We start from the raw sequence: 20,056 nt of genomic DNA, 5'->3' as shown, positions 1-20,056 counted from the left end.
TGGTGTCGCGCTCACCCTACGAGGGGCCCCGCCCGCCGGGTCGGGTCGCGCAGGGGTCTAACGTGGCGAGGACAGCACGTCCGACCGAAGGGAGAGCCCGCATGGCCACCATCGCGGACACCGTCATCGCCACCCTGAGGGCCAACGGGGTGACCCGCGCGTACGGGGTCCCCGGCGACTCGCTCAACGGCTTCACCGAGGCGATGCGTCGGGACGGCAGCATCGCCTGGCAGCTCGTGCGGCACGAGGAGTCCGCGGCCTTCGCCGCCGCGGCCGACGCCGAGCTCACCGGTGAGCTGTCCGTCTGCTTCGGCAGCTGCGGCCCCGGCAACCTCCACCTCATCAACGGACTCTTCGACGCCCAGCGCTCGCGGGTGCCCGTGCTCGCCATCGCGGCGCAGATCCCGAGCTCGGAGATCGGCAGCGGTTACTTCCAGGAGACGCACCCGCAGAACCTCTTCCAGGAGTGCAGCGTCTACTGCGAGATGGTCTCCGACGCCTCGCAGATGCCGCGGATGCTCGAGACCGCGATGCGCGCGGCGATCCAGCAGCGCGGGGTCGCCGTGCTCGTCATCCCCGGCGACGTCGCCCAGCTCGAGGCCCAGGACACCCGGGTCACCGTCGTCGAGCGCGCCCGCGCCCGCGTCGTCCCCGACGCCGAGCAGCTGCAGCGGGCGGCCGACCTGCTGAGCAGCTCCCGCCGCACGACCCTGCTCGTGGGCGTCGGTGCGGAGGGAGCGAAGGCCGAGGTCCTCCAGCTCGCCGACACCCTCGGCGCCCCGGTCGTGCACTCCCTGCGCGGGAAGCAGCACGTCGAGGGGGACAACCCCTTCGACGTCGGTCTCACCGGTCTGCTCGGCTTCGCCTCCGGCTACCGCGCGATGGAGCGGGCCGACACGATCCTCATGCTCGGCACCGACTTCCCCTACCGCCAGTTCTTCCCCGAGCACGCGAAGGTCATCCAGGTCGACGTCCGCGGCGAGCAGCTCGGCAAGCGCGTGCCCCTCGAGGTCGGGCTCGTCGGCGACGTCCGCGACACCGTGCGCGAGCTGCTCCCGCTCCTCACGCGGGCGAAGGACCGCGACCACCTCGAGGACTCGGTGAAGCACTACCGCCGCACCCGCGAGCGGCTCGACGACCTCGCCGTGCCCTCGAAGCGGCGCCAGGCGATCCACCCGCAGTACCTCGCCCGGCTCGTCGACGAGATCGCCGCCGACGACGCCGTCTTCATCCCCGACGTCGGCTCGCCGGTCGTCTACGCCGCCCGCTACCTCAGCTGCCGCGGCGACCGACGCGTCATCGGCTCCTTCGTCCACGGGTCGATGGCCAACGCCGTGCCGCACGCGATCGGCGCGCAGAGCGCCTACCCGGACCGCCAGGTCGTCACCCTCAGCGGGGACGGCGGGCTGGCCATGCTCATGGGCGAGCTGCTCACTGTGCGCCAGCACGACCTGCCGATCAAGGTCGTCGTCCTCAACAACAGCTCGCTGAACTTCGTCGAGCTCGAGATGAAGGCCGCCGGTCTGCCCGACTTCGGCACCGGTCTGGACAACCCCGACTTCTCGAAGGTCGCCGAGGCGGTCGGCATCCGCGGCTGGCGGGTCGAGCGCTCCGAGGACCTCGAGGGCGCGCTGCGCGAGGCCTTCGCCCACGACGGACCCGCCCTCGTCGACGTCGTCACCGAGCGCCAGGAGCTGACGATCCCCCCGGCCATCTCCGCCGAGCAGGTCAAGGGCTTCACCCTCTACGCCCTGCGCACCGTGATGTCCGGCCGCGGCGACGAGCTGCTCGACCTCTCGCGCGCCAACCTGCGCCAGATCCTCTAGGAGAGCCCGTGCCCCGTCGCGACCTGTCGACCACCGGCCTGGCCGGTCTGCTCATCACCTCCGGAGTCGTGCACCTCGTGCGCCCCCAGGTCTTCGAGTCGATCGTCCCGGCCCCGCTGCGGGGCCACCGGCGCGAGCTCGTCTACGTCTCCGGCGTCCTCGAGATCCTCTGCGGCGCAGGCCTGCTCGTGCCGCGCACCCGTCGGGTCGCCGGTCTGGCCAGCGCCGCGCTGCTCGTCGCGGTCCTGCCCGCCAACGTCCAGATGAGCCTCGACCACGGCCGGCGCGCCCGTCGCCGCCGCACGACCGGCTCCCGGGCGGCCTTCGCCGGCACCCTGGCCCGGCTGCCCCTCCAGCTCCCGCTCGTGCGCGCCGCGCTACGGGCCGCCCGCAGCGCACCACGGCGATGAGCGCCGACGTGGGGGAGCCCACCTCGTCCGCCGACCCCGCCGTCGTCGACGCCCTCCGCGCTGCCCGTCGGGTCCTCGTCCTCTCCGGCGCCGGCATGAGCGCCGAGTCCGGCGTGCCGACCTTCCGCGACGCGCAGAGCGGGCTCTGGGAGCGCTTCGACCCCTCCTCCCTGGCGACCCAGGAGGCCTGGGACGACGACCCTCCCTTCGTGTGGGCCTGGTACGCGTGGCGGGCCGCCCTGCTGCGCCGGGTCGAGCCCCATGCGGGTCACCGGGCGGTCGCCGACCTCGCCCGCCTGCGCGACGTCGAGGTCGTCACGCAGAACGTCGACGACCTCCACGAGCGCGCCGGCTCTCGCGTCCTCTCGCACGTCCACGGGTCCCTCCTGTCCTTCCGCTGCCGCGACTGCGCGACCCCGTGGCAGGGCGAGCTCGCCGTGCCCGACGAGCCGGTCGAGCGGCTCGACCCACCGACGTGCGCGGCGTGCGGCGGGGACGTCCGACCTGGCGTCGTGTGGTTCGGCGAGGAGATGCCGCGCGACGCGTGGGACGCAGCGGTCGGCGCCGTCGAGCGGCTCGACGGGGGAGACGTCGTCCTCGTCGTCGGCACGAGCGGCCTGGTCTACCCGGCCGCGGGTCTGCCCGCGATGGCCCTCGGCCAGGGCGCCGTCGTCGTCGAGGTCAACCCGCAGCCCAGCGACGTCTCCGACCTGTGCCACCACCACGTGCGCGCCGGTGCCGCGACCGCCCTGCCCGCCCTCGTCGCCGCGCTCGACGAGGGCTGACGTGGACGGGGACGGCGTGACCGGCCCCGTCGTCCTCGACCTGCCCTTCCGCGGGCGCTGGCGCACCGAGATGAGCCCGGCCCGCCGCGTGCCCAGCCACGGCACGACCCTCTACGGCACGAGCCACGCCATCGACTTCGTCGCCGTCGACGAGCACGGCCGCAGCGCCCCGCGCTCGTGGCGCAGCGCGCTCGCCACCGAGGCCCCGCAACGCTTCGTCGGCTTCGGCGCCGAGATCCTCGCCCCCGTCGCCGGCACGGTCCTGCTCGTCCACGACGGCGAGCCCGACCACGAGGCGAGGCGGTCCCCCTTCGCCCTGCTCGGCTACGCCCTCACCCAGGCGAGGCGCGCCCGCCGGGGTCACGCCGCGCTCGCCGGCAACCACGTCGTCCTCGAGATCGCCCCGGGTGGCCCGGTCGTCGTCCTCGCCCACCTGCGGCACGGCTCGCCACGGGTCGCCGTCGGCGACCGCGTGCGCCCCGGGGACGTCCTCGGCGAGTGCGGGAGCTCGGGCAACAGCACCGAGCCGCACGTCCACCTGCAGGTCAGCGACACCACCGACTGGGAGCGCGCGCGGGGCGTGCCGCTGGCCTTCCGGCTCCCGGGAGGTCCCCGCGTGCCCGAGGAGGGCGAGGTCGTCACGGGCCGGCCGGCGCCCGGTCAGTAGAGCTGCTGCGCGTACCTCTCGCCGTAGTACTCGCGCAGCTCCTCGACGCTGTCCTCCGGGCGCTCGAGCGCGTGCGCGATCTCGGCGCGCGACTCCACCGCGTCGGGCTGCCAGGTCTGCGGCTCCCACAGCCCGCTGCGCAGGAAGGCCTTCGCGCAGTGGTGGAAGACCTCCTCGACCTCGACGACGAGCGCGAGCACCGGACGGTGACCGCGCACGACGAGGTCGTCGAACCACGGCGCGTCCGCGACGAGACGTGCCCGGCCGCCGACCCGACGGTTGCCCGGTCGCTCGGCGATCGCGACGGTCCGCTCGTCGAGGACGTGGACGAGGGAGCCGGCGGGGTCTCCCTTCGGCGAGGCGTCGACGCTCCCGTCGGCGGCCGAGGTCGCGACGACGACGAAGGGGGTGGCTGCCAGCCACCGGCGGTCGACGTCGGTGAGGTGGGTGCGGACCTTGTCGCGCACTCGGGGGAGGGGCTCGCCGACGATCTCGGTGAGCTGCTCGAGGGTGGTGACCGGTCGCTCGTCCATGCGCCGATCGTGGCACGGCTGCCCGCGAGCGGCCGCGGCCTCAGCGCCAGCCGAGCAGGTGCAGGCGCTCGCCGTGCCGCTCGACGCCGGCGCCCACCATCTCGGGGTGCTCGGCGTACCAGCGCGACTGGGTCTCGCGGACCTCGTCGTCGGCGACGACCTCCTCGCCGACGAGCCAGTCCGCCCGCGGCTCGTACGGCAGGCCGAGGGCCTCGACGACGTCCTCGCGAAGGGGGGTGCGCACCGAGCGCAGGAGGACCCGGCCGGGGTCCGCGCCCGGGGCGGGCAGCCCGATCGCCTCGCGCAGGCGCTCGCCGAGCGCGACGAGCACGGTGTTGCCCGGGTGGTTGATCGTCCACCCCTCGCCGAGCGTCTCGGCGACGACGTCGTCGGCGCGCAGGGTGCTCGAGACGGACTGCCGGCGCGCGAGCTCGGCGAGACCCTCGCGGGCGATCGTGCGGTAGGCCTCGGCGAGCTCGTCGGCCGCGAGGGTCTGCGGGCCGCCGGTGAGGCCCGCGGCCTGCGCCAGGGTGCGCAGGTCGTGATACGGCACGACCGGCGGGTCGCCGGCCGCGCCGCGCACGAGCGCCTGGAAGGGGTAGGCGCTGGGGTCGCGCAGCACCGGCAGGGTGACGAGCCGGGCGTCCTCGCGCAGGTGGGCCCGGACCTGGCTCGTGCCGAGCGGCAGGCCTCGGTAGTCGTCGCGGACCGGCTGCGCGGCGAGGACGTCGAGGTGGGGGAGCAGACGGTGCAGGTGGGGGATGTCCGACGCCTCGAGCTCGTGCACCGGCGGCACCCGCACGGAGTCGACGGGGCTCGTGCCGTCGGCGGTGGTCGTCGTCGTGATGCGCAGGGACTCGGCCTGGCAGTTGCCGAGGACGGCGAGCAGCGGGCGTGCGCCCGGCTCGTCCGCCCCGGGCAGGGGGTCGATCCCGTAGAAGACGCCGTAGTGGCGACGGCGTCCCTCGTCGGTGCCTGTCGACTGCTGGGTGCTCATCGGCCCAGCCTCGCAGCCCGAGGGCGGGCTCACCCCCTTCGCCACCGGCCCGCCTCGACGGGCGGTCCGCCGACCACCGATATCCTGCCCGGGCACGTCTGCCCCACCCCCAGCTGCCAGGAGCCAACCACCGTGGTCATGCGCATGTCCTCCCTCTTCCTCCGCACCCTCCGCGAGGACCCGGCGGACGCCGAGCTGCCGGGGCACAAGCTGCTCGTGCGGGCCGGCTACGTCCGTCGCGCCGCGCCCGGCGTCTACAGCTGGCTGCCGCTCGGGCTGCGGGTCCTGCGCAAGGTCGAGGGCATCGTGCGCGAGGAGATGGACGCGATGGGCGGCCAGGAGCTGAGCTTCCCCGCGCTGCTGCCCAAGGAGCCCTACGAGGCGACGAACCGGTGGACGGAGTACGGACCCAACCTCTTCCGCCTCCAGGACCGCAAGGGCGCCGACATGCTCCTCGGCCCGACCCACGAGGAGATGTTCACCCTCGCGGTCAAGGACCTCTACACGTCCTACAAGGACCTGCCGGTCTCGCTCTACCAGATCCAGACGAAGTACCGCGACGAGGCCCGGCCGCGCGCCGGCGTGCTGCGCGGGCGCGAGTTCGTCATGAAGGACAGCTACTCCTTCGACGTCGACGAGGCGGGCCTGAGCAAGTCCTACGACGCCCACCGCGACGCGTACGTGAAGATCTTCGACCGCCTCGGCTTCGAGTACGTCGTCGTCCACGCCGACTCCGGCGCGATGGGCGGCTCGGCGAGCGAGGAGTTCCTCGCGGTCAACGAGGGCGGCGAGGACACCTTCGTGCGCGACGGCGAGGGCTACGCCGCCAACGTCGAGGCCGTCACCGTGCCCCAGGCCGAGCCGGTCGAGGTGACCGTCGGTCCCGCCCACGTCGAGGACACCCCCGACACCCCGACGATCGACACGCTCGTCGCCGCGCTCAACCGGGACCACCCGCGCACCGACGGGCGCGCGTGGACCGCGGCCGACACGCTGAAGAACGTCATCGTCATGCTCGTGCACCCCGCCGACGAGGAGCACCCCGAGGGCCGCCGCGAGCCGCTCGCCATCGGCGTGCCCGGCGACCGCGAGGTCGACCCGAAGCGTCTCGAGGCGAAGGTCGCCCCGGCCGCCGTCGAGGCCTTCGAGGAGCGCGACTTCGCCGCGCACCCGCACCTGGCGAAGGGGTACATCGGCCCCGGCGCCCTTGGCGAGGAGCGCGGCATCCGCTACCTCCTCGACCCCTTGATCGCGGTGGGCTCGGCCTGGGTGACCGGCGCCGACGAGCACGGCAAGCACGTCATCGACCTCGTGCACGGGCGTGACTTCACCGCCGACGGGACGATCCAGGCCGCGGCGATCCGCGAGGGCGACCTCGGCCCGAACGGCCGCCCGCTGACGCTGGCCCGCGGCATCGAGATGGGCCACATCTTCCAGCTCGGCCAGAAGTACGCCGAGGCGCTCGGCCTCAAGGTCCTCGACGAGAACGGCAAGCTCGTCACGGTGCACATGGGCTCCTACGGCATCGGGGTCACCCGCGCCGTCGGCGTCATCGCCGAGGACAACCACGACGAGCGGGGCCTGGTCTGGCCGCGATCCGTCGCCCCCTTCGACGTCCACGTCGTCGCCGCCGGCAAGAGCGACGAGATCTTCGTCAAGGCCGCCGAGCTGTCCGAGGAGCTCGAGCGCCACGGGCTGCAGGTCGTCTACGACGACCGCGCTGGTCGCGTCAGCCCCGGGGTGAAGTTCAAGGACGCCGAGCTCATCGGGGTCCCGACGATCCTCGTCGTCGGCAAGGGCCTGGCCGACGGCGTCGTCGAGATCAAGGACCGGCGCACCGGCGACCGGCGCGAGGTCCCCGTCGACGAGGCCGTGAGCGCGCTCCTCGCGGAGGTGCGGTCGTCGTGAGCCGTGAGGAGACGCCGCTGCGGGTCGCGCCGAGCCGGCCCGCGCCGGGCCCGGTCCGGGCGGTCGTCTTCGACTGGGGAGGCACCCTCACGCCCTGGCACGCCATCGACCTCGGCGAGCAGTGGCGGGTCTTCGCCCGCGAGGTCCACGGCATCCCCGTGGACTCCGCGCAGGTGCCCGAGGCCGATCTCGCCCGGGCCCACGAGCTCGCCGAGCGGATCCTCGCCGCCGAGCACGAGGCCTGGCAGAGCACGCGCGGCGACCAGCGCAGCTCGAGCCTCGACGAGGTGCTGCGCCGGGCCGGGGTCGACCCGCGCCACGACCGCCACCACCTCGCCCTGGCGGCCTACCGCCGCTTCTGGGAGCCGCACACGATCACCGACCCGCAGGTCCGGCCGCTGTGGGAGGGCCTGCGCGCCCGCGGGCTCAAGGTCGGCGTGCTGTCGAACACCATCTGGAGCCGCGACTACCACCGCGACGTCTTCGCCCGCGACGGCGTGCTCGACCTGCTCGACGCCGACGTCTACTCCAGCGAGATCGGCGTGACCAAGCCCCACGAGGGGGCCTTCGCAGCGGTGTGCCAGGCGCTCGGCGTCGAGGCGACGAGCACCGTCTACGTCGGCGACCGGCTCTTCGAGGACGTCCTCGGGCCGCAGGAGATCGGCATGCGCGCCATCTGGGTGCCCCACAGCGACATCCCGCTCGACCAGCAGGTCGCCGTCGACGTCGAGCCCGACGCGACCGTCCACGAGCTCGTCGACATCCTCGCCGTCGTCGACGGCTGGCTCGAGGGCTGAGCCCGCCATGACGCACGTGCTCGTCCTCGGCGGCACCGCCGAGGCGAGGGACCTCGCGGCCCGTCTCGACGCGAAGGGGGTGGCCCTCACCTCCTCGCTCGCCGGCCGGGTCTCGCAGCCCCGCCTGCCCGTCGGGCCCGTGCGCGTCGGCGGCTTCGGCGGGGCCGACGGCCTCGTCCGGTGGCTGCGGGAGCACGACGTGAGCGCGGTCGTCGACGCCACCCACCCCTTCGCCGCGACGATGGGTGCGCACGCGGCGGCGGCCTGTGCCGCCGTCGGCCTGCCGCTGCTGCGGCTGGCCCGCCCCGGCTGGGCGGACCACCCGGACGCGGCGACGTGGACCTGGGTCGAGAGCCACGAGGCCGCCCGCGAGGCGGCGGACCGGGCCGGGGGGACCCCCTTCGTCACGACCGGGCGGCAGACCCTGCACCACCACGTCGGCCCGTGGGCCCGCCGCGAGGTGCTCGTGCGGCTCGTCGAGCCGCCGGAGGAGCCGCTGCCGCAGACCTGGACCGTGCTGCGCTCGCGGGGACCCTTCGAGGTCACCGCCGAGGAGGCGCTCATGCGCGACCACGCGGTGGGCGTGCTGCTGACGAAGGACTCGGGCGGCCGCTACACGCAGGCCAAGCTCGAGGCCGCCCGCCGGGTGGGGGTCCCGGTCGTCGTCGTCGCCCGCCCGCGGCGGGCCGACGGGGTGACCGAGGCGGTCGACGCGGAGCAGGCGACCCGGTGGGTCGAGCAGGTCACCTCCGGGCGCTGAGCACCTGGCGCGCGCCGGCGGCGAGGACGAGAGCGACGACCCCGACCCGTCGGGCGAGCGTCACCGCGCGGGGCAGGTCGGCCGCGATGGGGCGGGGCCCCGACCCGAGGACGCCCCGGTCCTCGACGGAGCCCCCGTAGACGTTGCGCCCGCCGAGGCGCACGCCGAGCGCGGCCGCGAAGCCCGCCTCGACCGGACCGGCGTTCGGGCTGGGGTGGGCGCGGCCGTCGCGCCGCGCGACGGCGAGGACCTGCCCCGCCCGCGCGGGTGCCGCCAGCGCCGTCGCGAGGACGGTCACCCGCGCGGGCAGCCAGCCCAGGACGTCGTCGGCGCGGGCCGCTGCCCAGCCGAAGCGGTGGTAGCGCGGGCTGCGGTGGCCGTGCATCGCGTCGAGGGTGTTCGCGCCGCGGTGCAGGACGACGCCGACCGGGCCGAGGAGCGCGCCCCAGACGAGCGTGCCGACGACGGCGTCGGAGGAGTTCTCGGCGACGGACTCCAGCGCCGCCCGGGCGACCTCGTCGGCGGTGAGGTCCTGGGTCGCGCGCCCGACGAGGTTGCGCACCCGGGTGCGGGCCCCGGGCAGGTCGTCGCCGACGAGCAGGTCGTGCACGGCGGTGCCCTCTCGCCCGAGGCTCGTGCCGCCGAGGGCGGTCCAGACGAGGGCCGCCGTCGCGGCGCACCGTGCCGGGGCGGGCAGACGGCCGGCGGCCGCCCCGAGGGCGAGCACGGGGGCGAGCACGACGACCTCGGTGAGGACCCCGGCGGGCCGTCCGTCGCGGTAGGTGCGGCGCTCGACGGCGCCGGCCCAGGACCCGAAGAGCGCGACGGGGTGCCCGCGCCGCGGGTCGCCGAGCACCTGGTCCGCGGCCCAGCCGACGACGAGCCCGAGGGCGACCGGGTCGACCCGGGTCACCGCTCGTCCTTGATCGTCAGCACCTGCCCGAGGACCACGAGGTCGACGCGGGTGGCGCTGCGGGCGAGCCGTTGGCCCAGCATGCCGAGCCGGTCGGCGAAGACCCGCCCGGAGCGGTAGGCCGGGACGACGCCCCAGCCGACCTCGTTGGTCACCGCGACGACGTGCGGGGCCGCGCGCCAGGCCGCGTCGAGCGCGTCGACGCGCATGTCGAGATCGGCCTCCCACCGCTCCTGCGGGCTCTCCCACGCGTCGAGCTCGTCGAGCTGGGCCGTGAGCCACGTGCCGAGGCAGTCGAGGAGCACCGGACCGCTCGCCGCGGTGAGCGCGGCGGCGGCGTCGGTGCTCTCGAGCGTCGTCCACGCCGCCGGCCGGCGATCACGGTGGGCTCGCACCCGCGCAGCCCAGTCGGGGTCGTCGCGCTGCGGCCCGCACGCGAGATAGGTGACCGGGGCCTGGTCGTCGAGGTGCGGGGGCAGGAGGAGGGACTCGGCGTGGCGGGACTTGCCGGAGCGCACGCCACCGGTGACGAGCACCCGGGCGCTCATGACGCCACCGTCATGACGACGAGCGAGGCGGTGAGGGCCACCTCGACCCCGGCGCCGATCACGTCGCCGCCGACCCCGCCGAAGGTCCGTGCGGCCCGCTCACGCAGGACGACGGCGAGCTGGCTCGCCACGAGCACGGCGAGGGCGGCACCGGCGAGGACCGCGAGGACGTGGCCGGTCGACGCGGCCAGGGGGAGCGCGGCCAGGACGACGACGACGGCGACGGCGACGAGGAGCAGCCAGGACGCGGCCGGGGTGACCGTGCCGACGAAGACCCGGCCCAGGCTCGAGCCGGGTGCCGCGGTCGTGCCGGTCGTGCACATCCGGGCGCAGGTCGCGCGCGAGGCGACGACGAGCGCGGCGACGACGAGCGCGCCGCACCAGCCGTGCGCGAGCAGGTGGGCGACCGACGCGGCCTGGACGAGGAGGACGACGACGAGCGCGACGACGCCCATCGGCCCGACGTCGCCGCTGCGCATCACGGCGAGCGCGCGCTCGCGGTCCCACCCCGCGCCGAGCCCGTCGACGGTGTCGGCGAGCCCGTCGAGGTGCATGCCGCGCGACCCGTGGGCGAGCAGGCCGAGGACCAGCCCGGCCGCGACGAGCGGGGGCAGCCCGATCTCGACGGCGGCGCCGACGAGCCCGGCGAGCGCCGCGAGCGGGACGACGGCCAGGGGGGCGAGGAGCAGGGCGGAGCGGGCCGCGGCGGGGGAGGTCGAGACCTCGCCGCTGGGGACCCGCGTGAAGGTCCCGACCGCCAGCCTCAGCCCGGCGTCGAGGCTCACGGGCCCGCCGGGGCGACCGGGTCGAGGGCGGCGACGACGTCGCCGATGACGGTGATCGCCGGAGGGGCGAAGTCTCCCTCGTCGGCCGCGGCCGCGATGCCCGACAGGGGGGCGCGCACGCTGCGCTGCTGCGGGCTCGCGCCGTCGGCGACGCACGCCGCGGGGGTGTCGGCCGGCATGCCGGCCGCCACGAGCGCCCGGGCGATCGACCCGAGCGTCGCGACGCCCATGAGGACGACGATCGTCAGCCGCGAGGTCGCGAGCGCCGCCCAGTCGACCTCGCTGCGCGGGTCCTCGGGGGCGACGTGCCCCGAGACGACGACGACCCCCTGCGAGAGCCCGCGGTGCGTCACCGGGATCCCGGCGAGGGCCGGGACGGCGAAGGCGGAGGACACGCCCGGCACGACCTCGACCGGCACCCCGGCGGCCGCGCAGGCCTGCCACTCCTCGCCGCCGCGGCCGAAGAGGTAGCCGTCGCCGCCCTTGAGCCGCACGACCGTCCGCCCCGCGAGCGCGTGCTCGACGAGCAGCTCGTTGATCCGCTCCTGCGGGGTGAAGTCGCCGCGCGGGATCTTGCCGACGTGGATCACCTCGGCCTGCGGGGCGTGCTCGACGATCGCCGCGAGCGGGGCGAGCCGGTCGGTGACGACGACGTCGGCGACCGCGAGGGCGTCACGACCGGCGATCGTCAGCAGGCCGGGGTCGCCGGGCCCGCCGCCGACGAGCAGCACCCGTCCGGTCGTCGTCGTGGGGGTCGTCGTCATGCGGTCCTCCGGTGCAGCAGGTGGCCCAGCTCGCGCAGCAGGCCGTCGACGGTCAGCGGGTCGCGCACGGCGACCCGCACCCAGGTGGGGTCCAGCCCGGGGAAGGTGTCACCGCGACGCACGGCCCAGCCGGCGTCGCGCAGGGCGGCGTGCACACCGGTGCCCACCTGGGCCAGGACGAAGGGGGCGTCGGCCCCCGCCGTCGGCACGCCGAGGGCGTGCAGCCCGTCGAGGAGGTGACGACGCCAGACCGCCGTCTCCTGCGCGGCGCGGCCGGCCTCGGCGAGCGCCCGCGGGGTCGCGGTCTCGGTCATCACCCGCAGGGCGAGCGAGCCGACCGACCAGTGCGGCTGGTGCGCGGCGAGCGCGGCGACGAGCTCGGGGTCGCCCGCGAGGTACCCGGCGCGCACCCCGGCGACGGCCCAGGTCTTCGTCAGCGAGCGCACGACGAGCACCCCGTCGAGGTCGCCGGTGAGCAGGGTCTCGGCCTCGTGCGGGACCGCGTCGACGAAGGCCTCGTCGACGAGCAGCACCCGCCCGGGCCGCGCCAGCGAGCGCAGCACGTCGGCGGGATGGAGCACGCCCGTCGGGTTCGTGGGGTTGCCGACGACGACGAGGTCCGCGTCGCCGATCTCGGCGAGCGCGTCCGGTGTCAGCGCGAAGCCCTCATCGGCCCGCAGCAGGACCCGCCGTACCTCGTGCCCGGCAGCGCGCAGCGCCGCCTCGGGCTCGGTGAACTGCGGGTGCACGACGACTGCGTCGAGCGGGCGCAGCGCCCGGGCGAGCAGCGTGAAGGCCTCGGCACCGCCGCTCGTCGGAAGCACCTGCTCGCGCCGCAGCCCGTGCCGGGCGGCCAGGGCGTCCCGCGCAGCGGTCGGGTCCGGGTAGGCGGCGACGCCCTCGAGCTCCTCGACAAGTGCGCTCATGAGCCATGCCGGTGGCCGCTCGAGCCGCACGTTGACCGCGAGGTCGACGAGCTCCTCGGCGACCTCGGCATCTCCGTGATGCCGCAAGGGGTCGGCCAGGACGGGCCGGGCCGCAGTGGAGCTGGGGGGGATGCCCCGACTCAGGGGCTGACCCGCGCTCTCGGCAACCGGCGCTCTCCCGCCCGAGCCGACCGACCACTGCGAAGCCCCAAGGGGCGCCCCCCCTGCGCCACGGAGGTCCGGCCCTTGAGTCGCTGGTCCCTGAGCCGAAGGCCCCTGAGTCGGGGCGACCCCTCCCGCCCCGCGCCTCGTGCTCGTCCGGTCGTGCTCGCGCACTGCGTCGACAAAGCTCGACGCAAGGGCGGGGGAGCCGGCCCAGTGGGTGTGGAGGTAGGAGGCGATGAGGGTCGCGCGCCCGGTGCCGGCCGGGTCGAGCGTGAAGCCCTCGTCGCGCTCGCCGAGCCGCCACGCGGCGGAGGTGCCCGCGGGCGGGTCGGTCGTCGTGCGGTGGAACTCGTGCCCGGTGACCGTCGTACCGGCGGGGCCGAGGACGGAGTCGGTGAGGGACACCCCTTCGCGGTAGCCGAGGGTGAGCCGGCGCCCCATGGCGGCCCGGGCGGGCAGCGAGCCGATCATCGGGTGGTCGTCGAGGCTCTGGGCGAGGTAGAGCATGCCGGCGCACTCGGCGACGGTGGGCATGCCGGCGGCGACGGCCGCGCCGATCTGGCCGACGAGCTCGCGGTTCGTCGCGAGGGCGCGGGCGTGGACCTCGGGGAAGCCGCCGCCGAGGTAGAGACCGCACGTCCGCTCGGGCAGCACGGTGTCGCGGGCGGGGTCGACCTCGACGACGCGGGCGCCGGCGGCCTCGACCAGCTCGACGGTCTCGGGGTAGCGGAAGGTGAAGGCGCGCCCGCCGGCCACGGCGACGACCGGGGCGTCGTCGGGCAGGGTGGCGGGCTCGCGGCCGAGGGCCTGCGCGGGCGACCACGGGGACGTCTCCAGCGGCGGTGCGTCCGCGGCCGCCGCGAGCAGGGCGTCGAGGTCGAGGTGCTCCTCGGCGACCCCGGCGATGTGGTCGAGGGTGGCGGCGGCCCGGCCGCGCTCGGCGGCGGGGACGAGCCCGAGGTGGCGCGAGGGCACGTGCATCGCCGCGTCGCGAGGCAGGACGCCCCAGACGGGGACGCCGACGCCCTCGACGGCGCGGCGGGCCTCGGCCCCGTGACGCGGGGTGCCGGCCTTGTTGAGGACGACGCCGACGACCTCGAGCACGGGGTCGATCCGGGCCAGGCCGTGCACGGTGGCGGCGACCGTCCGCGAGGTCGAGCTGATGTCGACGACGAGGACGACGGGGGTGCGCGTGAGGGCGGCGACGTGCGCGCTGGAGGCGAAGCCGTCGGTGCCCAGGCGCCCGTCGAGCAGGCCCATGACGCCCTCGAGGACGGCGACGTCCGCGGTGACCGGGTGGGTCGCGCCGCGGGCGAGCAGGGGTGCGACACGCTCCTCGCCGACGAGCCACGGGTCGAGCGTGCGGCTCGGGCGGCCGGTCGCCAGGGCGTGGTAGCCCGGGTCGATGTAGTCGGGGCCGACCTTCGCCGGGGCGACGACGAGCCCGCGGCGGGAGAGCGCGGCCATGATGCCCACGGCGATCGTCGTCTTGCCGTGGCCGGACGCGGGGGCGGCGACGAGCACCCGCGGCAGGGCCACCTCTCGCCCTTGCCTCACCACTCGCGCTGACCTCACCACTCGATGCCCCGCTGACCCTTCTGACCGCGGTCGAAGGGGTGGGCGATCTTCGTCATCTCGGTCGCGACGTCGGCGATCTCGAGCAGGCGCGGGTGCGGGTCACGACCGGTGATGACGACGTGCTGGTAGCCCGGGCGGCTCGTCAGGGTCTCGACGACGTCGTCGACGTCGACCCAGCCCCACTTCATGACGTAGGTGAACTCGTCGAGGACGTAGACGGTGTGCGTCTCCTCGGAGAGCCGGCGCTTGATCTCGGCCCAGCCCTCGCGGGCGTCGGCGGCGTGGTCCTCCTCGGATCCCGCCTTGCGCGACCACGACCACCCCGAGCCCATCTTGTGCCACTCGACCGGGCCCCCTTCGCCGGTCTGCTCGTGGAGCCGGCCGAGCGCTGCGAAGGCCTCCTCCTCGCCGATCCGCCACTTCGCCGACTTGACGAACTGGAAGACCCCGATCGACCAGCCCTGGTTCCACCCGCGCAGGGCGAGCCCGAAGGCGGCGGTCGACTTGCCCTTGCCGGACCCGCCGTGGACGACGACGAGGGGCGACGTGCGGCGCTGACGGGTGGTCAGGCCGTCGGCGGGGGTGACGGGGGTGCGTCCCTGCGCCATCAGGCGGCGCTCCGGCCGGTGCGCCCGGTGCCCGTGCGGTCGGTGACGATCTCGACGAGACCGCTCGCGGCGACCTGCTCGAGGGGGATGTGCTCGGCGCCCATGCGCCGGGCGAGGTCGGCGGCCAGACCCATCCGGAAGCGGCCGGACTCGCAGTCGACGACGACGGTCTGCGCGGTCGGCACGGCGCGCGACCAGCCGTCGGCGACGACCCGGGCGCGGGCGAGGGCATCCGCCCCGGCGGTGGCCCGGCCGTCGGTGACGACGACGACGAGCGCGCGCTGATGGCGGTCGCGGACCTGCTCGCGGGCGACGACCCGGGCGACCTGGGTCAGGCCCTCGGCGAGCGGGGTGCGCCCGCCGTGGGGCAGCTGCGCGAGCCGAGCAGCAGCGGCGTCGACGGACGAGGTGGGCGGAAGGGCGACCTCGGCCTGCGTGCCCCGGAAGGTCACCAGACCCACTCGGTCGCGGCGCTGGTAGGCGTCGAGCAGCAGCGAGAGCACGGCCGTCTTGACCTCGCCCATCCGGCGGCGGGCGGCCATCGAGCCGGAGGCGTCGACGGCGAGGAGCACGAGGTTGGCCTCGCGCCCGCGGGTCACGGCGTGGCGCAGGTCGTCACCGGTGACGCGGGCCGGGCCGGTGCGAGCGGCACGTCGTGCGGCGGAGGCGCGCAGCGTGGCGGTGACGTGCACCGGCGCGCCCGCCGGCTCCTGGCCGGCCGGGTGCGTGCCGACGACCCGGCCGCGCGGGGTGAGAGCGGGGGAGCGGCGGCCCGAGGGACCGGACCCGACACCGGCGAGCTCGAGGCGGCGGGCGCGGTAGGGCACCTGGGCGCTCGCGGTCCCGACCGGTGCAGCGGCACCGCCCGCGGGGGGAGCGGCCTGCGCGTCGGAGGGGTCGTCCGAGTCCTGCGCTCCGTGGTCCTCGGCGCTCGGCTCCGGAGGACTGTCGGCGCGCCCGCTCGGCGGGGTGTCGTCGGACCCGTCGGGGGTGGGGGGCGGCCCGCCGGTGGTCCGGCCGTCGCCGTCGCGCTGCTCGTCGTCGGGCCGGCCGCCGTCGGGCTGCTCGTCGGGGCCGTCCTCGGGCTCGTCGCCGCCGGGCGGGTCGTCCTCCGGCTCCTCGTCGAGGAGCCGGTCGAGGAGGTCCTCGTCGAGACCGGGCGCGTCGAAGGGGGAGCGCCGGCGGCGGTGCGGCAGGGCGAGCAGGGCCGCGGCACGGATGTCCTCGCGGGTCACGTGCGTGCGTCCCTGCCAGGCCGCGTGGGCGACCGCCGTGCGGGCGGTGACGATGTCGGCGCGCAGGCCGTCGACGTCGAAGCCGGCACACACCCGTGCGACGGTCCGCAGCGTCCGCTCGTCGAGGACCACCTCGCGCACGCCGGCGCGGGCGGCGGCGATGCGCTCGGTGAGCTCGACCTCGGAGCGCTCGTAGCCGGCGGCGAAGCCGACCGGGTCGGCGTCGGCGGCGAGCCGGCGACGCACGACCTCGGCCCGCTCACGGGGGTCGCGGCTCGCGGCGACGTGCACGGTGAGCCCGAAGCGATCGAGCAGCTGCGGGCGCAGCTCGCCCTCCTCGGGGTTCATCGTGCCGACGAGGGTGATCCGGGCGGGGTGGGAGATCGAGACCCCGTCGCGCTCGACGGTGTTGCGGCCCATCGCGGCGGCGTCGAGCAGGACGTCGACGAGGTGGTCGTGCAGGAGGTTGACCTCGTCGACGTAGAGGATCCCGCGGTGCGCCTCGGCGAGCAGACCGGGCTGGTAGGCGGCCTCGCCCTCTCCGAGCGCGCGACGCAGGTCCAGCGAGCCGACGACGCGGTCCTCGGTGGCGCCGACGGGGAGCTCGACGAGACGGGCGGGTCGGGTCGTGCCGGGTCCGTCGTGGGGGCCGTCCGGGCAGTCCTCGGCACGGTCGGGGTCGCACCCGAAGCGGCAGCCGAGCGCGACGTGCTGCTCGGGCAGGACGGCCGCGAGGGCGCGGACGGCGGTCGACTTCGCGGTGCCCTTCTCCCCGCGCACGAGCACCCCTCCGATCTCCGGGGAGATCGCGCTGAGGAGCAGGGCGGTCGTCAGCTCGTCGGCGCCGACGATGGCGGTGAAGGGGTAGGTCGGGGTGCGCTGGCCAAGAGCCGTCACGGCTGCCTCCTGGCGAGTGTCCACGCTCGCCGGTCGATGACGTCGCCGCGGGTGACGGTGACGGGTGCAGACCGAGTGTCTGGCTCGGGCCCAGGGGGCCGTGACAGTGGCGGGACCGCTCCGGATTCGCACCGGATTCCTCGGTTGGCTGCGCCGGGCGCGATCCTCTCACAACCGCGAAGGGGCCTAGGGTGGGCGACCGTGATCGAGGTCGTGGGTGTCGGTGACGACGGGTGGGACGGCCTGGACGGGGCGCGTCGCCGCCTCGTCGCGGGTGCGTCGACCCTCATCGGCGGGCGCCGCCACCTCGACCTCCTGGGTCCCCACGCACCCGGCGCCGAGCTCGTGCCCTGGCCGAGCCCCCTTCGCGCCGGTCTGCCCGAGCTGCTGCGGGCGACGGGCGACGCCGTCGCCCTCGCGAGCGGCGACCCGCTGCGCTCCGGCATCGCGACGACGCTGGTCGACCTGCTCGGGGCCGACGCCGTGCGGGTCCACCCGGCGGTGGGCAGCGACGCCCTCGCGCGGGCGCGCCAGGGCTGGTCGGCGGAGAGCGCGACGGTCGTCACGGCGGTCGGGCGCGACCTGCGCGCGGTCCTGCCCCATCTCGCCCCCGCCGCCCGGCTCGTCGTCCTCTGCTCCGACGGCGCCGACCCCGCGCGCCTCGGCGCCCTGCTCGCGGAGCGTGGCTGGGGCGCGAGCACGCTCACCGCGCGTTGGCACCTCGGCGGGCCGGACGAGGGAGCCCGCAGCGAGCGGGCCGACGCCTTCGCCGGTGGGACCGCCGACCTCGTGCTCTGCTGCGTCGAGGTGCGCGCCGAGGACCCCGCCGCGGTCTCGCCGACCGCGGGACCCGTGCCCGGTCGCCCCGAGGACTTCATCGCCCACGACGGCCAGCTGACCAAGCGCGACGTGCGGGCCTCGGCCCTGGCCCGCCTGCGCCCCACCGCCGGTGCCCACCTGTGGGACCTCGGCGCCGGCAACGGCTCGGTCGCCCTCGAGTGGTGCCTCGCCGCGGAGCGGACGAGCGCGACCTGCGTCGAGCGCGACCCCACCCGAGCCCAGCGCATCCGCGACAACGCCGCCGCCCTCGGGCTCGCCGGGCGCGTCGAGGTCGTCGTCGGTGACACGACGACGACCGACCTCATCCCCTTCGCCACCCCCGACGCCGTCTTCGTCGGCGGCGGGCTCGACGAGGACCTGCTCGCGCGGGCCTGGCAGGCGCTGCCCGCCGGCGGGCGGCTCGTCGCGCACGCCGTGACCCTCGAGGGCGAGGGCTCGCTCGTCGCCACCCACGGCCGTACCGGCGGCGAGCTCACCCGGGTGAGCGTCGAGCGGGCGGTCCCGCTCGGTCGCTACCTGTCGTGGACGCCCGCCCGCGCCGTCGTCCAGCTCGCCGTCACCCGACCCCACGGAGCGTCATGACCGTCCACTTCATCGGCGCCGGACCCGGCGCCGCCGACCTGCTCACGCTGCGGGCGACCCGGCTCCTCGCGCAGAGCCGGCTGTGCCTCTACGCGGGCAGCTATCTCGACGCCGCCGTGCTCGAGCACTGCCCCGACGACGCCCGTCTCGTCGACACCCAGGACCTCGACCTCGACGCGATCGTCGCCGAGGTCGTCGCGGCGCACGGGCGCGGCGAGGACGTCGCCCGGCTGTGCTCCGGCGACCCGTCCGTCTACTCCGCGCTCGCCGAGCAGACCCGCCGCCTCGACGCCGCGGGCGTGCCGTGGGACGTCACGCCCGGGGTCGCGGCCTACGCGGCGACCGCCGCCCGGATCGGGCGCGAGCTCACGGTGCCCGAGGTCGCGCAGTCGGTCGTGCTCACCCGCGCCCAGCGCGACTCGACGGCGATGCCGACGGGGGAGAGCCTCGAGGCCTTCGCCGCGACCGGCGCGACCCTCGCGCTCCACCTCGCCGTGCGACGGGTGCGCGAGCTCGCGCAGCGCTGCGCGGTGCACTACGGCGAGGACTGCCCCGTCGTCGTCGCCTACCGCGTCGAGCAGCCCGAGGAGCTCGTGCTGCACGGGACCCTCGTCGACATCGCCGACCAGGTCGAGGCCCACGACATCCGCCAGGCCGCGGTCGTCCTCGTCGGGTGGGCCCTGCGGGCCGAGGGCTTCGTCGAGTCGCACCTCTACTCGCGGCTGCGCGCGGCCGGCCCCTCGGCCGCGGCCCGGGCGGCCGAGGACGGCGGCCTCCGCTGACCCCTTCGCCCCCCAGCCCTCGCCCCACCCGCCCCAAGTTTCTCGGGTGACCCGATAAACCCCCGCTGAGCATGAGTACGAAACTCCTGCTGACCAGGGGTAAGTCTTGCTCAGCGCCCCGCCCACGGGCTCGGGATCGGCTCGGGGCAGGATGACCCCCGCCCCGCCACCCACCCGAGGACCGTGAGTTGAACCGCCTGCTGCGCACCGCCTGGACCGTCACGACCGCCCGGCGTCGCGGACCCGTCGGCCCGGGGGAGCACGCCGTCCTGCCGCTGCGGGTGCTGCTCAACGACATCGACCTCGCCGGGCACATGAACAACGGCGTCTACCTCTCGATCGCCGACCTCGGCCGGCTCGACCTCGCCGTGCGCTCGGGGTGGGCGCGCGCGCAGCTGCGGCACCGCCTCTCGCCGGTCGTCATGCAGGAGACGATCACCTTCCGCACGTCGCTGCGCCCGCTCCAGGCCTTCGAGCTGCACAGCGCGGTGGCGGGGTGGGACCGCGTGAGCGTGACCTTCGAGCAGCGCTTCGTCGTCGACGGCCAGGTGTGCGCGCAGGCGCTCTTGCGGATGCGATTCCTCCGGCGCGGCCGCGGGGTCGACACCGACCGCCTCTGGTCCCTCCTGAGGGTCGAGCCGCCGCCCTCGGCCCTGCCGACCTGGGCGAAGGGGTGGGGAGACGGCGCGCGGCTGCCCTCGCCCCGCGCGGACGCACCGGCAGGACCTCCGCCCTTCTGGGCCTGAGGGC

The 20,056-nt window shown here is 75.9% G+C and carries 19 protein-coding genes and 1 riboswitch; of the genes, 10 read left to right on the top strand and 9 right to left on the bottom strand.

Going from position 1 to position 20,056, the window contains the following annotated elements:
- Positions 1-101 precede the first annotated feature (101 nt).
- Genes poxB through L6241_RS03470 form a run of 4 tightly spaced genes read left to right on the top strand, consistent with a single transcriptional unit; the run spans position 102 to position 3,688 of the window.
- Positions 102-1,826, top strand: coding sequence for a ubiquinone-dependent pyruvate dehydrogenase (poxB, locus tag L6241_RS03485; RefSeq protein ID WP_368244853.1), 1,725 nt, complete (start codon positions 102-104; stop codon positions 1,824-1,826).
- Between the two features lie 8 nt (positions 1,827-1,834).
- Positions 1,835-2,236, top strand: coding sequence for a MauE/DoxX family redox-associated membrane protein (locus L6241_RS03480; protein WP_123092784.1), 402 nt, complete (start codon positions 1,835-1,837; stop codon positions 2,234-2,236).
- Positions 2,233-3,021 (top strand): NAD-dependent deacetylase, encoded by a 789-nt coding sequence (locus tag L6241_RS03475; RefSeq protein ID WP_368244852.1) that lies wholly within the window; start codon positions 2,233-2,235, stop codon positions 3,019-3,021. The genes L6241_RS03480 and L6241_RS03475 overlap by 4 nt, the downstream gene beginning before the upstream one ends.
- A 16-nt stretch (positions 3,022-3,037) precedes the next feature.
- A complete protein-coding gene (locus L6241_RS03470) occupies positions 3,038-3,688 on the top strand; it encodes a peptidoglycan DD-metalloendopeptidase family protein (protein ID WP_229299169.1) in 651 nt (216 codons plus the stop codon).
- Here L6241_RS03470 and L6241_RS03465 read toward each other — a convergent pair.
- Together L6241_RS03465 and L6241_RS03460 are read right to left on the bottom strand one after the other, a co-directional pair.
- Positions 3,682-4,221 (bottom strand): pyridoxamine 5'-phosphate oxidase family protein, encoded by a 540-nt coding sequence (locus L6241_RS03465; protein WP_368244851.1) that lies wholly within the window; start codon positions 4,219-4,221, stop codon positions 3,682-3,684. The genes L6241_RS03470 and L6241_RS03465 overlap by 7 nt on opposite strands.
- Positions 4,222-4,261: 40 nt before the next feature.
- A complete protein-coding gene (locus L6241_RS03460) occupies positions 4,262-5,218 on the bottom strand; it encodes a WcbI family polysaccharide biosynthesis putative acetyltransferase (RefSeq protein WP_368244850.1) in 957 nt (318 codons plus the stop codon).
- 138 nt (positions 5,219-5,356) lie between these two features.
- Here L6241_RS03460 and L6241_RS03455 point away from each other — a divergent pair, with 138 nt between their 5' ends.
- From L6241_RS03455 to L6241_RS03445, 3 genes are read left to right on the top strand one after another with little or no spacing between them, the layout of a single operon-like run.
- Positions 5,357-7,126: a proline--tRNA ligase gene (locus L6241_RS03455; protein ID WP_368244849.1), complete on the top strand. Its 1,770-nt coding sequence runs from the start codon at positions 5,357-5,359 to the stop codon at positions 7,124-7,126.
- The gene (locus L6241_RS03450; protein WP_368244848.1) at positions 7,123-7,923 is read left to right on the top strand and encodes an HAD family hydrolase; all 801 of its coding nucleotides are present in this window, start codon (positions 7,123-7,125) and stop codon (positions 7,921-7,923) included. Before L6241_RS03455 ends, L6241_RS03450 begins: the two co-directional genes overlap by 4 nt.
- Positions 7,924-7,930: 7 nt before the next feature.
- Entirely contained in the window at positions 7,931-8,683 is a 753-nt protein-coding gene (locus L6241_RS03445; RefSeq protein ID WP_368244847.1) for a cobalt-precorrin-6A reductase, read from the top strand.
- Here the strand turns inward: L6241_RS03445 and L6241_RS03440 are convergent.
- Genes L6241_RS03440 through L6241_RS03410 form a run of 7 tightly spaced genes read right to left on the bottom strand, consistent with a single transcriptional unit; the run spans position 8,667 to position 17,102 of the window.
- Positions 8,667-9,596 (bottom strand): CobD/CbiB family cobalamin biosynthesis protein, encoded by a 930-nt coding sequence (locus L6241_RS03440; protein WP_368244846.1) that lies wholly within the window; start codon positions 9,594-9,596, stop codon positions 8,667-8,669. The genes L6241_RS03445 and L6241_RS03440 overlap by 17 nt on opposite strands.
- On the bottom strand, positions 9,593-10,144 hold the full coding sequence (locus tag L6241_RS03435; RefSeq protein WP_368244844.1) for a bifunctional adenosylcobinamide kinase/adenosylcobinamide-phosphate guanylyltransferase: 552 nt from the start codon (positions 10,142-10,144) through the stop codon (positions 9,593-9,595). The genes L6241_RS03440 and L6241_RS03435 overlap by 4 nt, the downstream gene beginning before the upstream one ends.
- On the bottom strand, positions 10,141-10,929 hold the full coding sequence (locus L6241_RS03430; RefSeq protein WP_368244842.1) for an adenosylcobinamide-GDP ribazoletransferase: 789 nt from the start codon (positions 10,927-10,929) through the stop codon (positions 10,141-10,143). The genes L6241_RS03435 and L6241_RS03430 overlap by 4 nt, the downstream gene beginning before the upstream one ends.
- Positions 10,926-11,693, bottom strand: coding sequence for a uroporphyrinogen-III C-methyltransferase (gene cobA, locus L6241_RS03425; protein ID WP_368244840.1), 768 nt, complete (start codon positions 11,691-11,693; stop codon positions 10,926-10,928). The genes L6241_RS03430 and cobA overlap by 4 nt, the downstream gene beginning before the upstream one ends.
- Positions 11,690-14,323: a cobyrinate a,c-diamide synthase gene (locus L6241_RS03420; protein WP_368244838.1), complete on the bottom strand. Its 2,634-nt coding sequence runs from the start codon at positions 14,321-14,323 to the stop codon at positions 11,690-11,692. Before L6241_RS03420 ends, cobA begins: the two co-directional genes overlap by 4 nt.
- Positions 14,324-14,355: 32 nt before the next feature.
- Positions 14,356-14,970 carry a cob(I)yrinic acid a,c-diamide adenosyltransferase gene (cobO, locus tag L6241_RS03415; protein WP_068274825.1) on the bottom strand — a complete coding sequence of 205 codons (615 nt, stop codon included), beginning with the start codon at positions 14,968-14,970 and terminating at the stop codon, positions 14,356-14,358.
- A complete protein-coding gene (locus tag L6241_RS03410; RefSeq protein WP_368244835.1) occupies positions 14,970-17,102 on the bottom strand; it encodes a magnesium chelatase subunit D family protein in 2,133 nt (710 codons plus the stop codon). Before L6241_RS03410 ends, cobO begins: the two co-directional genes overlap by 1 nt.
- 51 nt (positions 17,103-17,153) lie before the next feature.
- A riboswitch (cobalamin riboswitch) is annotated at positions 17,154-17,285 on the bottom strand.
- Positions 17,286-17,303: 18 nt separating this feature from the next.
- On the opposite strand from L6241_RS03410, the gene cbiE reads away from it, so the two are divergent.
- The 3 genes from cbiE (at position 17,304) to L6241_RS03395 (ending at position 20,052) form a co-directional block, all read left to right on the top strand.
- Positions 17,304-18,524, top strand: coding sequence for a precorrin-6y C5,15-methyltransferase (decarboxylating) subunit CbiE (gene cbiE / locus L6241_RS03405; protein ID WP_368244833.1), 1,221 nt, complete (start codon positions 17,304-17,306; stop codon positions 18,522-18,524).
- The gene (locus tag L6241_RS03400; protein WP_368244832.1) at positions 18,521-19,306 is read left to right on the top strand and encodes a cobalt-precorrin-4/precorrin-4 C(11)-methyltransferase; all 786 of its coding nucleotides are present in this window, start codon (positions 18,521-18,523) and stop codon (positions 19,304-19,306) included. The genes cbiE and L6241_RS03400 overlap by 4 nt, the downstream gene beginning before the upstream one ends.
- 188 nt (positions 19,307-19,494) lie before the next feature.
- Entirely contained in the window at positions 19,495-20,052 is a 558-nt protein-coding gene (locus L6241_RS03395; protein ID WP_368244831.1) for a thioesterase family protein, read from the top strand.
- Positions 20,053-20,056: the final 4 nt, after the last annotated feature.

The organism is Janibacter sp. Y6, from assembly GCF_040900765.1.
Taxonomy (GTDB): domain Bacteria; phylum Actinomycetota; class Actinomycetes; order Actinomycetales; family Dermatophilaceae; genus Marihabitans; species Marihabitans melonis.
Note: the sequence above shows the minus strand (reverse complement) of the source record. Positions and strands in the feature narration are given on the sequence as shown.

What these genes read in the sequence shown, in the direction of transcription:
- L6241_RS03445 (WP_368244847.1), top strand. Translation starts at nt 7,931, where the DNA reads ATGACGCACGTGCTCGTCCTCGGCGGCACCGCCGAGGCGAGGGACCTC.
- cobA (WP_368244840.1), bottom strand. Translation starts at nt 11,693, where the DNA reads ATGACGACGACCCCCACGACGACGACCGGACGGGTGCTGCTCGTCGGC.
- L6241_RS03400 (WP_368244832.1), top strand. Translation starts at nt 18,521, where the DNA reads ATGACCGTCCACTTCATCGGCGCCGGACCCGGCGCCGCCGACCTGCTC.
- L6241_RS03475 (WP_368244852.1), top strand. Translation starts at nt 2,233, where the DNA reads ATGAGCGCCGACGTGGGGGAGCCCACCTCGTCCGCCGACCCCGCCGTC.
- L6241_RS03435 (WP_368244844.1), bottom strand. Translation starts at nt 10,144, where the DNA reads ATGAGCGCCCGGGTGCTCGTCACCGGTGGCGTGCGCTCCGGCAAGTCC.
- L6241_RS03465 (WP_368244851.1), bottom strand. Translation starts at nt 4,221, where the DNA reads ATGGACGAGCGACCGGTCACCACCCTCGAGCAGCTCACCGAGATCGTC.
- poxB (WP_368244853.1), top strand. Translation starts at nt 102, where the DNA reads ATGGCCACCATCGCGGACACCGTCATCGCCACCCTGAGGGCCAACGGG.
- L6241_RS03455 (WP_368244849.1), top strand. Translation starts at nt 5,357, where the DNA reads ATGCGCATGTCCTCCCTCTTCCTCCGCACCCTCCGCGAGGACCCGGCG.
- L6241_RS03460 (WP_368244850.1), bottom strand. Translation starts at nt 5,218, where the DNA reads ATGAGCACCCAGCAGTCGACAGGCACCGACGAGGGACGCCGTCGCCAC.
- cobO (WP_068274825.1), bottom strand. Translation starts at nt 14,970, where the DNA reads ATGGCGCAGGGACGCACCCCCGTCACCCCCGCCGACGGCCTGACCACC.